Here is a 14,685-nt window from a genome sequence, read left to right on the forward strand (position 1 = left end):
AATTTTAATTGGAATAGGAAAAAGTATTCTATCTTTAGCTATTCGGCAATTGTTCGGAGGAATTGTAAAAAAGCTGATACATGATGCATATGTATCTGGAATCGCAACATGCATATGAGTAGACCTCATGTGAACAGGCGCTCCCAGCCCGGCAGCCGCAGGTCGAGGGCGCGTTCCGCCAGCCAGAGGGTGGCCAGCAGCGCGATCGCCGCCGAGCCGCCGAGCATCACGACGCGCCGGTAGAACAGGCCCTTGCGCAGCCAGTAAGCAAGCGGCAGGAACACGGCGACGATGGCCAGCTGGCCCAGCTCCACCCCGACGTTGAAGCCCAGCAGGGAAATCATGAGCGCGCCCTGCGGCAGGCCAAGGTCGGCCAGCACGCTGGCAAAGCCGAAGCCGTGCAGCAGCCCGAAACCGAAGGCGAACAGCACCCTGGCGCGCCCGTAGAGCGGCCGGATATTGTTCAGCGCCGCGACGATCACGGATGCTGCGATCACCGATTCGACCAGGCGCGAGGGCAGGGCGACCAGGCCGAGCGCGGCCAGCGTGAGCGTGATCGAGTGCGCTACCGTGAATGCGGTCACGACGCGCACGACATCGAGGGCCGCATGCTTGAAGCCGTCGCGGCCGACCCATTCGCGGCCCTGGTAGAGCAGCACCGCGGGCAGCAGCAGCGACAGCAGGAACAGGATGTGGTCGAAGCCGATCCAGATATGCCACACGCCTTGCCGGACGTAGTCGGCGAACTGGCGCCAGTGGCCCGACTCGCCGAGGATCAGCTCCTGCCGCGCATGTTCGGGGTCGAGGATGACGCTGCGCGTGGCGCCGCCTTGGCGCAGCGCCAGCAGGCCCTTGTGCTGCGGGTCGAACTCGGCCAGCAGCGTGTAGCCGACCGAGAGCGTGCCGGCCTTTGCAGGGCAGGCGCCGCGCAGCAGCAGCACCGTGTAGGCGCCGTCGGTATGGTGGTCGATCATCTGCTGCGTCACCTGCAGCGAACAGGCGCGGCCGTCCGCCGAGAGCTTCAGGTGCGACAGCGCATAGGCCGCGATCGCGCCATGGCGCGCGCGCACCTCGTCCCAGGTGATGTTGCCGTCTCCGTCGCCATCGATTCCGACCGCCATTTCCAGATCACGCAGGGCGATGTCCCAGCGCCCTTCGATGCGCTCTTCCTTCACCTCCAGGTTCAGGTAGCTGTCACTGGGTTTGTGGGCATGGGCGGGCAAAGCCGAGAAAAACGCGAAGCAGGCTGCAAGCAGGGCGAAGCAGCGCCGCATCATGCCGCCCCCTTTCCGCCGCGGGACAGCCTGCGGTCTTCGATCCGGCTGTGGCGCAGCCAGTCGCGCACCAGGCGTCCGGCGTCCGCGTCGCCGCTCGCGGCCGCGGCCTGGGCCAGGATGCGCAGGTCGGCCGGCTCCTTTTGCACCGCCCAGTTGAGTTTCGCCAGGCGCACCGCCTCGCCTGGATTGCCATCCAGCGCCAGCGCGAAGCGCGCTTCCTCGCGGCGGTGGACGGTGTCGCCGCGGCGGCGCGCGGCCTCGAAGCGCGCACGCAGCGCCGCGACCTGCTGCGCCGCGCGTGGCGACCCGAGGGCCTGCAGGGCGATCGCATGCCGCAGCAGCAGCGCGTCGGCGGCGGTGCGCGTCTCCAGCAGGCGCAACACGTCCTGCGGTCGCCCGCGGTCGAGCAGGAAATCGGCATAGGCGGCCAGCAGGTAGCTGTCCTCGGGGTCGGCGCGCAGGGCCTCGCGGAAGTGGGCATCGGCGGCGCCATGTTCGCCCAGGCGCTCGGCCATTTCGGCCAGCAGGGTGCCGGACCATGCCCGCAGCGGCGCCGGTGCATCGGCGCGGGCCGCCAGCGTACGTTTCAGTTTCTCGTAGCTGGGGCGCGCCTGGCCGCTGACGCTGCCGACCGAGGCCAGGCAGGTCTGCAGAACGAGGTCGGGCGCCCGGCCGAACAGGCGCGCGCAACTGGTGCGCGCGGTGTCGTACTTGCCGACGACCTGTTCGATGGTCGCGCGGGTCAGCCAGGCCTGGGCGTTGCCGGGTTCGCGCCGCAGCGCTTCGCCAAGGTCGGCCAGGGCGCCGTCGAAGTCATGGGTACTTTGCGCCAGCGTAGCGCGCAGCACCAGCACCTCGGCCGGAGCAGTGGCGCGCGGCTGTCCCCACCAGGGTCTCAAGGCCGCCTGTGCGTAGCCGAGGTAGCGCGGATCGCCGTCGCGGCGCGCCTGTTCGATGTAGCGCCGCGCCAGTTGGGTGGCGCGTCCCAGGTCGTTCGGATTGGCGGCCAGTTCGGCGCGCAGGCGGCCCAGCTCGCGCTGCAGCTGGTCGACGCTGGCCGGCAGGCGCTCCAGCACCTGGGCGCCGCTCGCCGGAATATAGGGCGCCGCACCGGCGCCGTGGAAAGCCGCGGGCACAGCCAGCAGCAGGGGCGCAAGGAAGCGTGCGCGCATCGTGTCTCCAGAGGGGTTGGGCGGGAACGCATGGCGCTCCCGCCTTGCTTCTTGGCGCCGCGTCACGTGGCCGGCAGCGGTTCCGGCTCGGTGGTTTCCGGCGTGGTGGCGGTGACCGCGTCGATCGCGACAGGTTCGTCGCTGTCGAGCAGCGAGGCCACGCGCGCGACCACCAGGGCGAAGAAGGAATCGCCCGCCACCGGCGGCGGTGGGGGCGGTGTGGTGCCGCCGCCCGGCCCCGGTTCGTGGACACGGTCGTTGCTGCCGCCGCAGGCGGCGAGCGCCATGGCGGCGGCCAGGGCCAGGGCCGCGGCGCGCAGGCGCCGGTTCGGATGCTTGGGTGTCATGGCGTGCTCCTTACTGGTTGCCCGGCAGCGGGGTGTTCAGGTAGGGGAAGGCCGGCTTGAACGAAGCGGCCGTCTTGCGCACCCCATCGGTCAGGGCCAGGCCGCCGGCCGGCGCGTCGGACGGCTTGCAGCCGACGCCGAGGGCGTCGTTGGCGCCGGTCAGGGCGCACAGGGCGCCCATCGAAACCCGCAGCGCGATGTCGACGATGTCGTCGGCCGGGCGGCGCCCGTTCGGGAAGCCGGCATTGTCGCCCGCCGCCACGCCCATCGGATTCTGCGCGGCCAGCGCGGTCGGCGCGATGCCGGTGTTCAGGCGCAGCATTTCGGACGCGACCACATTTTTCGGCTGGTTCACGCCCGGGATGCCCTTCAGGAAGGCGGTGACCAGGTCGTTGCGCGGGAAGTTGGTAGGCGCCTTGGCCGATGGGAACAGGGTCTCGATCAGGGCCGGCAGGGTCGGGTTGGTGACGTAGGTGATGAACTGCGCGTCGTCCTTCGGCTTGGAGGTGTTGAAGCGGTCCTTGTCGTCCATGCCGATGATGACTTCGTTCACCAGCGGCATGCCGAGGCGCGAGACCTGGGTCCAGGCGCCGCCTTCCTTGACGGCGTTGTTGATGCCGCTGGCGGGCGCCGGGTTGATCAGGCGGCCCTGGCGCATGCTGGCCGTGGCATAGGCGCCGATGACCGGTTCGCCGGCCACGGTGAGGCAGCTGATCGGCACCTCGAGTGCGATCGCGCTGACGTTCTTGTTCTCGAGGTCGTTCTTGTTGCCGTTGACCTCGGCCCCCAGCGGATTCAGGTTGACCAGGTCGAAGATCTTGCCGACTGCGATGTAGAAGGGCTCCTTGCGCTGTCCGACGAAGACGCGCGCGGTGCCGCAGCCGGGAATGTTGACGTCGTGGATGTGCTGGTTGGCGTAGGTCTCGTAGCCGGTGGCGCTGCCGAAGGTCTTGTCCCCGATGTTGTCGACCGGCTTGTCGAACTCGGTGGCGCCGCCGGTGGCGCCGGCCAGGCGGGTGCGGGTGCCGGCGCGCCGATCGCCCTTCACCATATCGATGGTGAAGGTCTCGCGCACGTTGAGCGAGGCCGGATTGACGCCCGCGACGGTATTCGAGTTGATCAGCGGGATCAGCACCGGCTTGCCGCCCACCGTCAGCGCGGTGCGCTTGGAGGTATTCTTGAAGCGGAACTGGAAGGAGATGTCTTCCTTGGCGTCGCCGTTGTTGTCGACGTGGATCTCGTACAGCGCGTTCTGGTCGAACTGGTAGAAGTTCGGCCCCCCTTGCGGGTCCTGGAAGGGGATGAAGTTGGCGATCATCGTCACATAGCCTTCGCGCCCCGGCGCGTAGCTGCGGAACAGGTAGAAGTCGGTACCGTCGACCTTCGGCGCATTGGTCAGAAAGGGGGCTTCGCGGTGGCTCGATGCTGCGGCGGGCAGGGCCAGCGCGGCGAGGGCCGCGCCAGAGACGATGGCGGCGGCCCAGCGGTGTTGCTTCATTCCAGCTTGCATGACGATCTCCTCATGATGTTGTTGTTCCCCTCCAAGGGCGAAACGGCGTTCGTACAGGGATATACGCAGCCGGCGTCTTGTTGGATTCAAAATATTTTTTTACATTTCCCTAACGTAAATATGCTAAGTTTCGGCCTGAGTTTTGCCAAACTATGAGCAAAACCGTCAGATTTCATATTCACGCCAAGGCATACCGTGACTCGGGCATTAAATCCGCCAAATTCATTAGAACTCAATAACTGGTTACGTGGCGCCGCGCAGAAAGACGCGCTCGCCTTTCGCCAGCTCTACGAAGCCTCCGCGCCGCGCCTGTACGGCCTTGCACTGCGCATCCTGCGCCGGCGCGAACTGGCCGAGGAGGCGCTGCAGGAAAGCTTCGTCTCGATCTGGCACCATGCCGGCGAATACCAGGCCGGCCTGTCCGCGCCCTTGACCTGGATGACGGCCATCGTCCGCAACAAGTCCTTCGACCTGCTGCGGCGCATGCAGGCCGACGTGGAGATCGATGGCGAGGACTTCGACGAGGCCGTGCTGGCCAGCCTGCGCGATCCGCGTGCGAATCCCGCCGAGGCACTGGAACTGAGCAGCGAGGCGAAAGCGCTGGCGAACTGCATGGCGGCGCTCGAGGAAAAGCACCGCCACGTCATCGGCCTGGCCTTCTTCCATGACCTGTCGCACGGCGACGTGGCGCGCCGGCTTGCCCTGCCGCTGGGGACGGTCAAGACCTGGATCCGCCGCAGCCTGGCGCGGCTGCAGTCCTGCCTGACCGGACAGGGGGCCGCATGAACCTGCGCGGAAAAGAGGTACTGCGCGAGCGCCTCGCCGGGGAATACGTGCTGGGCACCCTGCGCGGCAGGGCGCGGCGCCGTTTCGAGGGGTTGATGCATGGGGACGCGGCCCTGCGCCGCACGGTGGCCGAATGGCGCGACCGCATCGGCGCCATGGCCGAATTCGTGCCGCCTGCCACCCCGCATATGCGGGTCTGGCGCGGCATCGAAGCCCGCCTCGGCCTGCGGGCGAAGGCGCCGGCCTGGCAATTCTGGCGCCACGGCTCGCTCGGCTACTGGCGCACCCTGGGTGTGAGCGCGAGCATGGTGGCGGCGCTGCTCGTGGTGGCCATCATGCACGAACGCAGCCAGCCCGTGATCAGCGACATCGCCACGCTGACCGACGCCGAGGCGCGCACGGCCCTGCTGGTCACGGCGGACCGCGAGCGCAAGACCCTGACCGTGCGCCTGGTCGAGACCCAGCCGGTCGGCCCCGACCGCGCGCTGCAGCTATGGGCCGTGCCGCAACAGGGCAAGCCCCGCTCGCTTGGCGTGCTGGGAAGCAGCCGCCAGCTGACCCTGCCCCTCACGGCGCAGGCGCTGGGCGCCGACGTCGCGCTGCTGGCGGTCAGCCTGGAGCCGAAAGGCGGCTCGCCGGATCCGAACGGGCCGACGGGGCCGATCCTGTACAAGGGCGGCTGGGTGAAGGTGATCTAGCGGCCAGGCTCAGGCGGGATCGAAGCCGCGCACCGGGAAGCCGGTGTCGCGCTGGATCCAGTTGCGCGGCGAATAGCGTGAACCGGCATCGGTCGCATGCAGCGTGAAAGCGTGGCGCGACACCGGGGAGCGATTCGGCGCGCTGTAGTGAGGCAGCAGGCCGTGGAAGCAGACCAGGGTGCCGGCCTTCGCTTCCAGCGGCACGGCGGTTCCATCAATCGGCCAGGGCGTGCTGTCGAGCTTTTCCATGGCGATGCTGTCGCCATCGCGGAGAAAACGTTCGCGCAGCGGACCGCGGTGCCCACCCGGTTCGGCCCACAGGCAACCGTTGTCGACCGTCGCATCTTCCAGTGCGAACCAGAAGGTGGTGACGGTGATCGGGTCGCTGTCGAAGAAGGTGGCGTCCTGGTGCCAGCGCACCTCGCCGCCGATGCCGGGCTGCTTGAAGATGTACATCGACTGCCAGACCTGCGGATTTTCCAGGCCCAGGTCGCGCGCGACGGCGGCCAGCTTCGGGTCGCGCGTGAATGCATGGAAGACCGGGTCCAGGTCGTGCATGGCGTGGCCGATCTTGTTGATCGACAGCGCCTTGGCCTGGCGCAGCCGGCCATCGTCGCCGAAGGCTTCTTCTTCGAAGAAGCAGCGCACCGTATTGTCCGAACCCAGGAACCAGGCGTCGCTGGCGCGCTCCTGGTCCTTCGTGGTGAAGATGGCGCGCGATTCGTTCGGGTCGAAGGCGTCGACGATCTCTTCGGCGCGGCGGCGCAATGCCGCGATCTGTTCCAGGCTCTTGAAACCGGGGATGACGATGAAGCCGTCGCGCTCGTATTGCGCGCGTTGTTCGGAAGTCAGCATGGTGCGTGGGCAGGCAAAAATCCCATTGTAGCGTGCATCAATCGGCTACCGGCCACCACTGTGCCACGCCCCAGGCGAATTCGGGCACGATGAAGAGCCACAGCAGCGGTTCCCCGGTCACGTAGAGGCACCAGGTCATCCACAGAGAAAACAGGAAGCGCCCCGTACCGTCGAAGCGGCCCAGGCGCGTGGTTGGCTCGAGGATGCGCAGGACCGACCACACCAGCACGATGCTGCCCATCAGGCAGGCGAACAGCATGTGGAACGGTGTGAACGCGGGCAGGGCGGCGCCGCCCATGGCCACGTTCAGGCCGGAGAGTTGGCCGTGGACGAGCGCGAAGGTCCAGGGCGTGGCGAAGCCGGCGGTCAGGAAGAGGTCGTAGAGGGCGCTCGCGCGCACGAGGCGGCGGCTGGCTGATTGGGAAAGCTGCATGGCGTTGCTCCGAAGTGGTGGAGCCGCCATCCTCAACCCTGGAGTACACTCCAGGGTCAAGCGATATTTCGAGGAAGACCACGATGCAGATCGGAGAACTGGCGGAAGCCACTGGCCTGAGCCGCGATGCGCTGCGTTTCTACGAGGCGCGCGGCCTCTTGACTGCGCGCCGCCTGGGCAACGGCTACCGCGATTATCCGGTCGAGGCGGTCGAGTGGCTGTGCTACCTGCGCACCGCCCAGTCGCTCGGTTTCACCCTGTCCGAGATCGAGGCGGGCATGCCTCTGTTATCCGATCCGGCGAATTCTGCAAGCGAGCTGCGCGCGGCGCTCGAACGCAAGCTCGCCGACATCGACACCCGCATCGCCGGCCTGGCGGAACTGCGCGCCGCGCTGGCGGCGCGCCTGGCCGATCCGCTCGAGGCTTGCCCGCTACAGGCGGGCGCCGTCACGGCATCCGCTTGAAGGCGACGTCGAAGGAACCGCTCAGCAGCCGGCCGCCCGTCCCATCCATGCGCAGTTCGAGTTCGCGCGACAGCACGAAGAGCGTGCGTGCCGATTCCGCATACAGCGGCTCCCACTGATTCTCGCGCAGCGCCACCATCAGCTTGCCGCCGCGATCGGCGATCTCGAAGGTGCCGAGGCCCTTGATCTCGTAGCGTCCGGCCAGCTTGGCGCGGGTGGCGGAGGGTAGCGTAATGGCCTTGCGCAGCTTCGTCTGTTGTGTGGGCCAGCGGTACTCGGCCGCCACCGCGCGCACCAGGCTTTGCGACAGTTCGGCGCCGGCGTCGCCATTGGTCATGACGACCACGCCATCGCCCTTCTGCACGAAGGCGTACAGGGTGTTCTGGTAACCCATATTGCTGCCGCCGTGGCCGAATGCGTGGCGCGGCGCCTTGCCGTCGATGTTCAGGCCGAGGGCGTAGTTGTTCATCACCGGGCGCAGCATGGTCTGCGTCGATGTGGTCGACAGCACGGGGCTGCCGCCGCCCTGGATGGCCAGGGCGAATTTCACCAGGTCGGTCGGTGTGGTCCACAGGCCGGCGGCCGCCAGTTCCGGATAGGTGTAGGGGCCGCCCGCATACGGCTTGCCTTGTCCGTCATGGGGCAGGGCGGCGCGCGCCAGGAGGGCGCCCGGCAGGGGCTGGGCAAAGGTGCTGTCGTTCATGCCGAGCGGCTTGAGCACGGATTCTTCCATCAGGACCTCGAAAGGACGTCCGGAACGGTCGATCATGGCCTGCTGCACCACGGTGTAGCCGCCGCCCGAGTAGTTCCAGGCGTCGCCCGGTGCGCCTTCGATGCGTACCGGCCCGGTATTGGCGGGCGCCTTGCCGTCCAGGACCTGCAGCAGGGAGGGCACCTGGGCGCTGGCCGCATAGCCGGGGAAACCCGAGATCGTGGTGCCTGCCGTGTGCGACAGCAGCTGGCGCAAGGTGGCCGGCCGCCTGGCAGGGCCGGGCGGCAGCTTCCACGAGGAGAGGGCGGAATTGATGTCGGCGTCGAGTTCGAGCTGGCCCGCTTCAACCATCTTGAGAGCGCCCATGGCCGTCACCGGCTTGCTGATCGAGGCGGCCTGGAACAGGGTCTGGGGCGTCACCGGGGCGCCATTGGCGCCGGTGGTGCCATAGCCCTTGGCCCAGGCCAGCCTGCCGCCCCGGATCACGGCGATGCTCACGCCCGGCACGTTCAGGCGGCGCATCTCGGCTTCCAGGGTGCGGGTATCCGCCTTGGCGCCCTGGAGGCCCACGGCCGGCCGCAGGCCGCGTTCGATGCGGGCGATCTCGTTCGCATCCTGCGCCCATGCGCCGCCCATGCAGGCCGAACTACCCAGTGCGCATGCCGCCAGCACGCGGGCCGCGTTTCCATACCGTGTTTTCATCCCGTCTCCTGTGATTGAACCGACTGCTCGTCAGTATCCGGAGCCCGGAGCCTTCATGCAAGCACGAAATTCTGAAGGTTCACATCGCCGCCGGCATGGTGAAGGTGAAGGAGGTGCTGCCCGCGCTCGAGCTGACTTCGATGCTTCCGCCATGGCCGCGGGCGATCTGGTCGACGATGTAGAGGCCCAGTCCGAGTCCCTCGCTGCCGGGGCGCGACGATGCGCGCCAATAGGGCTTGAGCAGCTGGGCGATGACGGCCGGGCTCAGGTCCGGGCCGCCGTTGGTGACGCGCAGCGTGAACAGGCCGTTGCGAACATTGGCGACGACGAAGACCGGGTGCAGCTCGCTGCCGTGCACCAGCGCGTTCTTCAGGAGTTTCGACAGCAGCTGCGAGAGCCGCTCCGGATCGCAGTACAGGGACAGGCCGGGCTGGATCGCGCTGTCGATCACCCGGTCCGGATGAAGGCTGGAAAGCTCGTCGACCACATCGTACAGGCGCAGGTCGACGCCGTGCAGCAGCCTCATCTCGAGCGCCAGGCCGTCGCCCATGCGCCCGCGCGTGAAATCGACGACGTCTTCGACCAGCGCCGACATCCGGCGCGCGCTGCGGCGGATGCGCTCGGCCACCTGGCGGGTGGAGGGGTCCTGGTGCTTCAGCAGCAGGAACTCGGCGCCCGACATGACCGAGCCGAGCGGCGTGCGCAGGTCGTGTCCGAGCACGGCGATGAATTGTTCACGCAGCTCGGCCGTCTCGCGCTCGTCGAGCAGGGCCGCGCGCGCCTCGCCGAGCGACTGTTCGCTCTCGAGCTGCTTGGCGATCAGTTCCGTGAACAGCTGCAGGGTCGAGACCGTGACCGCGTCGGAGAGGCGCACGGGTTCCGGGTCGAGTCCGCACAGGGTGCCGAAATAACGGCCGTCCGGGCGGAACACGGGAATCGAAAAATAGCTCTGGAAGCCGTAGATGCGCGGCGTATGGTGATCGTGGTAGCGCGCGCTCTCGCGCACGTGGTCGATGATGACGGCCGCCCCGGTGTCGCGCACTTCCTCGCACAGGGTGGTGGTGACATCGAGCTGATCGCCCGGCTTGAGGCCGAACGCCAGTTTGTCGACGACGGCGCAGGTGGTCCAGGAATCCTGGGTGACGTGGGCAATGCACACGAAGCGCAGGCCGGTCATGGCGGCGACGGTTTCCAGGATCTTCGGCACCGCGCCGATGGCCTGGATCTCGTCGACGCACGAAAGTGCATTTACTGCCATGGAGCGCCCTACGAAACGGTTACAAACGGTCCATGGTAGCACTTGTGAAGCGGGTAACCGTCAGTTGTTACAAATCCATCGCCCGTCCGCGTAAACACGTTCCTCGTCCAGGTAGACAGCGTCGGTCACCGCGAACACGTCGATGTGATAGCGCGCATCCTTGCGCTTGAAGCCGGGCTTCGGGTAGACGCCATGCTTGGCGCCCAGCGACAGGTGGATGCCGCACATGCGCTCATAGGTCCCGATGTCGTCGACGCGGCGTTCGCGCGTGAAGGCGCGGTTCAGGCCGAAGCCCAGTTCGCGCACCCAGACTTCGCCCTCGTCCGCGGTGATTTTATCGAGTACTTCCTGGAATGCCGGCGTCGCGTTCTCGGCGCCGACCACGCGTCCGCGCTCGACGACCAGGGTCACCGGCAGCTCGGGACGGTTGGAGCGGTAGTTGGTGTCGCCGAAGACGTGCACCTGCACGCGGCCATGCACGGCTTCCAGGTCGAGCGCCTCGGTGAACACTTCGCCGATCGGGAACTGGCCGCCGACGTTGTTCATCTCGCTGTAGTCGCCGATATTCAGCTTGGCGGGCTCGAAGGGGGAGGAAAAGTGCAGGGTCTCGCCACCGCCGACCACGCGCGCATGCGGCGCCGCGTCGATGCGGCGCTTGAGCGCCCGGCCGGTACCGCGGAAATAGGCGGGGTCGTAGGCCAGCGCCTCGATGTAGTGCTCGGACTGCGGACCGGGCATGCGCGAGAGGTGCACGTGCTCGATCACCTTCAGCCCCAGCTTGAACAGCTCCACGCGCACGCGGAAGCCGTCGAGGCGGAAGTTGGACGACTGCACCAGCACGACCAGATCCTTCGGCGCCATCGACTTGAAGGCCGCCAGCACGGCGCCGGGCGTGACCGCATCGAAGTCGATGAAGGTGGCGTCCGGCAGGTTGCGGCGGTAGCCCTCGGTCAGGGCGCGCGCCAGCGGCGTGCGGGTGTCGTAGACGACCAGGGCCGCATGCTCGGGCCCATGCTCGATCGCATGCGCCAGCACGTCGCGCAGGTGTGCGGTGGCCTCCTCGATGGCGCCGGTGGGCAGGTCGTGGTCGTGAGAGGAATCGGGAAGCGAAACAAGCGTATGCATGGCAATCGAAGGCAGGAAATCCGGTCGTCATTATACGTATGCCGGCCAAAAGTTCCCCACACCAGTTCGTTTGTTGATCCCTGAAGTGTCGCCCCACGCTACCGTGTATACGGCGCGCCGCGCAGCAGTTCTGAGCGCTATGATTTGAGCAACAACAACAGGCACCTCGAGAAACCTACTGCGCGTTGCACTGGCGGCCTGCGATGCTCCGCTACGGCGGACCGGCTGTACTCCTCGTACAGCTGCGCTTCTCGGCCACCATTGCTGCCGCTCGCTACGGTTTCCCGAGGTGCCGGTCTACACGGCTGATTTTCGTTCAATCAAATGGCATCGCGAAACGGGTCATCAATGGCATACCGATGGGAAACGCCTGCCAGCGTCTGGCAGGAGGATGAGCAGAGCGGGCAGTTCGAACTGCTGGCAACCGAGGGACTGGGCCGCATCGACTGGCAGGCCCAGGCCCACGGCCGCCTGCCCGACGTCGCCCGCCTGCTCGGCGCTTCGCTGCCGACTTCCTGCGAATGCGCGCCCATCTATCCCGAAGGTTTCGTTTTCTGTCCCAACTGCGGCCGGCCCCTGCAGCGCCTGCCGGGCACGCCGTCGCGTCTGCCGGGCTGGTGGGGGCCGGGCCAGGACGCCATGCTGCCGCGCCATGTGCCGCACGGCTTGCCGGTCACGTCGCTGCCCCTGGGCGACAGCCTGGAAGAACGTCCCGCCGCGCCGCACGTCGGCCGTGCCGAGGTCAGCATGCCGGCGCCGCCGAACTCGACCTGCGTGTTCGCCGCCGCCCATTACGGCTTCCCCGAGCAGCGCCTGCTGGCGCTGGCCCATACCCGCGGCGTGCTGCAGTACTGGGATCCGATCGCCCAGCTGTGGCATGTGATGACGCCGGACGAAGGCGCGGCCAGCCTGGCCTTCACCGCATCCACGTATGCATGGCTGCCGGTACTCGAACCGCGCCGCGGCGAAGTGGCGCTGGTGCCGACACCGGACGGCCTGATGCGCCTGTGGATCAATCCGGTCAGCGAAACCTATCGCACCGAGCCGGTCCTGGCGGCGCCCCTGGCGGCGGCGCCCGGCGCCATGCGCCGCCACATCGCCTGCCTGATCAAGCCGGAAGCGCAGTTTGGCGGACCTGTCCGCCTGTGGAGCGCGCGCGCCGACCTCGGCGAGGTCGAGGAATATGCATGCCCGGACGTACCGGCCAGCGGCTGGTCGCGCCCGATCGGCTACGACGGCCGCCTGTTCTGGCTGCACGATGCGGGCCAGCTGGCCTGGCGTCCGGGCGAGGCGCCGCAGTTCACGCCCTGGCCCATGGGCTGGCAGCCGCGCCTGGAATTCGGCGGCCCCACCCAGAGCCGCGATGGCCGTCTCTGGCACATCGGCCACGATGGCCAGGGTTACTCCTTCCTCGAACTGGGTACGGACCGCCCGCAGCAGGCCCCGATCGACGGCGCGCGCCTGGGCTTCGCCAACTTCCTGTTCCGGCGCGGCCACCCGGTGGTGGACGAACCCTGGTCCGGCGAGCACATCGAAGACCTGGGCCAGGACGAGACCCTGGTGCTGCCGCTGCTGCGCGCCTTCAACAACAACCGCAGCCAGCCCAGCGGCCTGGTGCTGCGCTTCCACAAGGTCACCGGCCGCGCCGAGGAGGCGCTGCACGAGCGCGTGATTCCGCGCACCACGGTGGAGTGGATAGGCCGGCGCAACGTGATCCTCGACGAAATCGTGCGCCTGGTCCGTCCCCTCGAATGCCTGCCCTTCGTGTACGCGGGTTGCCTGTGGCTGCACCACCCGGACTGGAACGTGCTGCGCGGCTGGCGCCTGGAAGAGCTGGCGTGATGCGGGCCGCCTTGCGCTTCCTCTGCACCCTGTTCCTGCTGGCTTTCGCAAGCGGGGCAGGGGCGACGCCGCACGTCATCCTGGTGCAGAACTCGGGCTGGATGGAGCCTTTCTACAGCGACCCGCAGTCCCAGTTCAAGCCCTTGGTGGGCGCGCTGGCGGGCGCCGTGGTGCAGCCGGGCGACGCGCTGGTGCTGGCCGCCTTCAACCAGTCGCTGCCCGGCGCGCCCTCCCCCAAAGCGCTGCTGTCGGTGAAGGCCGACGAGAAGACCACCCGCAGCCGCGTGAATGCCGCACTGGCGAACCTGGACACGGCGCGTAAACCGAACAGCAGCGCGCTGGCCGACACGGATCTCGGCGAAGCCGTGCAGGCGGCCATCACGACGGCATTGGGAGGCAAGCCGGGCATCGTCTGGCTGGTGACGAACAACCGCAACAGCCCGAACAACGACCAGGCCACCGCGGCGCGCAACCGCGAGTTCTATGCGCTGATCCACCGCGGCGCGGCGATCGACAAGGTGGTGGCCTTCCCCCTGAAGATGCCGGTACAGGGCAAGCACTACAGCGCGAACGGCCTGATGGTGTACGCCTTCGCGGTCGGCAAGGAAGGCAGCCGCGCGCTCGACGGCCTGCTGGTGTCAGGACGCCTCGCCCGCGTCATCACCGAGCAGCCGGCGCGCCTGAAACCGCTGGACCGCGACACCGTGCGCCTGGTGCCCGCCCAGGTCGAGAATGCGCCCGGCGTGGCGTTCTCGCAGGCGCCGAACGGCGGCCTGCGCGCCGACGTCGACCCGGATGCGCGCACGCCGCGCGCCAGCATCCGCTGGCAGCTCGAGAACGCGATGTACCCCTACACCATCACCTCGGCCACGCTCAGCGCCCGCTCGGCGCTGGCCGGGGAGGAGCGCAAGATCGAGCTGGCGAATACGAAGGTGAGCAATCTTGCGCCGGGCAAGCCGGTGCCGCTCGGCTCCACCATGCAGCTGCCGGTGGCGCAGCTGCCCGACAAATGGTCGATGGAGGCGATGAAATCTGCCGGCTCGGCCTATGTGCTGCCGGGACGGATCGAGCTGCACCTGGCGAACCAGCGCCTGGAACTGTCCCAGGCCTTCCGCCAGCGCATGGCCGCGCTGTTCCCGGGCGACCCGCTGCCGGACATTTTCACGCCCCCTGCAACCGTGCAGGCCTCGGACGCGGTGCTGCCGATCGAGGTGCGCGTCCATTACGGCATGGGGCCGCTGGCGGCGCTCGGCGGCATTGCAGCGGCGCTGCTGGCCGCCGCCGGCGCTGCCGCCTATGCCTACGGCCGCCCGCGCGTGGCCCAGGTGACGGTCGAGGACGAGCTGCGCACCATGCGCGCCCGTCCCGGCACCATCCAACCGATCTACGACAGGACCGGCGCCCAGGTGGCGCAGCTGAAAACCACGATGTTCGGCCACCAGCTGATCGACCTGCGCGAAGGCGCGCAGGTCAGGCTCGGCCGCTAAAACAAGAAAGGAAGTTC

General features: G+C 67.9%; 14 protein-coding genes. 5 read left to right on the top strand and 9 right to left on the bottom strand.

What is annotated here, in order from left to right; translation table 11 throughout:
• Positions 1–125: 125 nt before the first annotated feature.
• The 4 genes from ACQ7JA_RS18400 to ACQ7JA_RS18415 all read right to left on the bottom strand — a co-directional run bounded on the left by ACQ7JA_RS18400 (position 126) and on the right by ACQ7JA_RS18415 (position 4,306).
• On the bottom strand, positions 126–1,277 hold the full coding sequence (locus ACQ7JA_RS18400) for a HupE/UreJ family protein (RefSeq protein ID WP_430900332.1): 1,152 nt from the start codon (positions 1,275–1,277) through the stop codon (positions 126–128).
• The gene (locus tag ACQ7JA_RS18405) at positions 1,274–2,449 is read right to left on the bottom strand and encodes a hypothetical protein (RefSeq protein WP_430900334.1); all 1,176 of its coding nucleotides are present in this window, start codon (positions 2,447–2,449) and stop codon (positions 1,274–1,276) included. Before ACQ7JA_RS18405 ends, ACQ7JA_RS18400 begins: the two co-directional genes overlap by 4 nt.
• 62 nt (positions 2,450–2,511) lie before the next feature.
• Positions 2,512–2,796, bottom strand: coding sequence for a hypothetical protein (locus ACQ7JA_RS18410; protein WP_430900336.1), 285 nt, complete (start codon positions 2,794–2,796; stop codon positions 2,512–2,514).
• 10 nt (positions 2,797–2,806) lie between these two features.
• A complete protein-coding gene (locus tag ACQ7JA_RS18415; RefSeq protein WP_430900338.1) occupies positions 2,807–4,306 on the bottom strand; it encodes a DUF4331 domain-containing protein in 1,500 nt (499 codons plus the stop codon).
• A gap of 195 nt (positions 4,307–4,501) precedes the next feature.
• Between ACQ7JA_RS18415 and ACQ7JA_RS18420 the strand changes: the two genes are divergently transcribed.
• Entirely contained in the window at positions 4,502–5,092 is a 591-nt protein-coding gene (locus ACQ7JA_RS18420) for a sigma-70 family RNA polymerase sigma factor (RefSeq protein WP_430900340.1), read from the top strand.
• On the top strand, positions 5,089–5,790 hold the full coding sequence (locus ACQ7JA_RS18425; protein WP_430900342.1) for an anti-sigma factor: 702 nt from the start codon (positions 5,089–5,091) through the stop codon (positions 5,788–5,790). Before ACQ7JA_RS18420 ends, ACQ7JA_RS18425 begins: the two co-directional genes overlap by 4 nt.
• A gap of 9 nt (positions 5,791–5,799) precedes the next feature.
• Here ACQ7JA_RS18425 and ACQ7JA_RS18430 read toward each other — a convergent pair whose 3' ends face one another.
• Together ACQ7JA_RS18430 and ACQ7JA_RS18435 are read right to left on the bottom strand one after the other, a co-directional pair.
• Complete coding sequence (locus ACQ7JA_RS18430; protein WP_430900344.1) at positions 5,800–6,645, bottom strand: phytanoyl-CoA dioxygenase family protein; 846 nt, start codon at positions 6,643–6,645, stop codon at positions 5,800–5,802.
• A gap of 37 nt (positions 6,646–6,682) precedes the next feature.
• Complete coding sequence (locus ACQ7JA_RS18435) at positions 6,683–7,078, bottom strand: hypothetical protein (RefSeq protein WP_430900346.1); 396 nt, start codon at positions 7,076–7,078, stop codon at positions 6,683–6,685.
• An 83-nt stretch (positions 7,079–7,161) separates the two neighbouring features.
• Here ACQ7JA_RS18435 and ACQ7JA_RS18440 point away from each other — a divergent pair, with 83 nt between their 5' ends.
• Positions 7,162–7,542: a MerR family transcriptional regulator gene (locus tag ACQ7JA_RS18440; RefSeq protein WP_430900348.1), complete on the top strand. Its 381-nt coding sequence runs from the start codon at positions 7,162–7,164 to the stop codon at positions 7,540–7,542.
• On the opposite strand, the gene ACQ7JA_RS18445 is transcribed toward ACQ7JA_RS18440, so the two are convergent.
• The 3 genes from ACQ7JA_RS18445 to ACQ7JA_RS18455 all read right to left on the bottom strand — a co-directional run bounded on the left by ACQ7JA_RS18445 (position 7,526) and on the right by ACQ7JA_RS18455 (position 11,339).
• Positions 7,526–8,956: a serine hydrolase gene (locus ACQ7JA_RS18445; protein WP_430900350.1), complete on the bottom strand. Its 1,431-nt coding sequence runs from the start codon at positions 8,954–8,956 to the stop codon at positions 7,526–7,528. The two genes, ACQ7JA_RS18440 and ACQ7JA_RS18445, sit on opposite strands and share 17 nt — an antisense overlap.
• Before the next feature lie 79 nt (positions 8,957–9,035).
• Positions 9,036–10,214, bottom strand: a complete 1,179-nt coding sequence (locus ACQ7JA_RS18450; protein ID WP_430900352.1) for a GAF domain-containing sensor histidine kinase — start codon at positions 10,212–10,214, stop codon at positions 9,036–9,038.
• Positions 10,215–10,274: 60 nt separating this feature from the next.
• Positions 10,275–11,339, bottom strand: coding sequence for a hypothetical protein (locus ACQ7JA_RS18455; RefSeq protein ID WP_430900354.1), 1,065 nt, complete (start codon positions 11,337–11,339; stop codon positions 10,275–10,277).
• A gap of 348 nt (positions 11,340–11,687) precedes the next feature.
• On the opposite strand from ACQ7JA_RS18455, the gene ACQ7JA_RS18460 reads away from it, so the two are divergent.
• Both ACQ7JA_RS18460 and ACQ7JA_RS18465 read left to right on the top strand, forming a co-directional pair.
• Positions 11,688–13,181 carry a hypothetical protein gene (locus ACQ7JA_RS18460; RefSeq protein WP_430900356.1) on the top strand — a complete coding sequence of 498 codons (1,494 nt, stop codon included), beginning with the start codon at positions 11,688–11,690 and terminating at the stop codon, positions 13,179–13,181.
• Entirely contained in the window at positions 13,181–14,668 is a 1,488-nt protein-coding gene (locus ACQ7JA_RS18465) for a hypothetical protein (RefSeq protein WP_430900358.1), read from the top strand. Before ACQ7JA_RS18460 ends, ACQ7JA_RS18465 begins: the two co-directional genes overlap by 1 nt.
• Positions 14,669–14,685: the final 17 nt, after the last annotated feature.

The sequence above is a fragment of the Massilia sp. BKSP1R2A-1 genome (genome assembly GCF_050586525.1).
GTDB lineage: Bacteria > Pseudomonadota > Gammaproteobacteria > Burkholderiales > Burkholderiaceae_D > Telluria.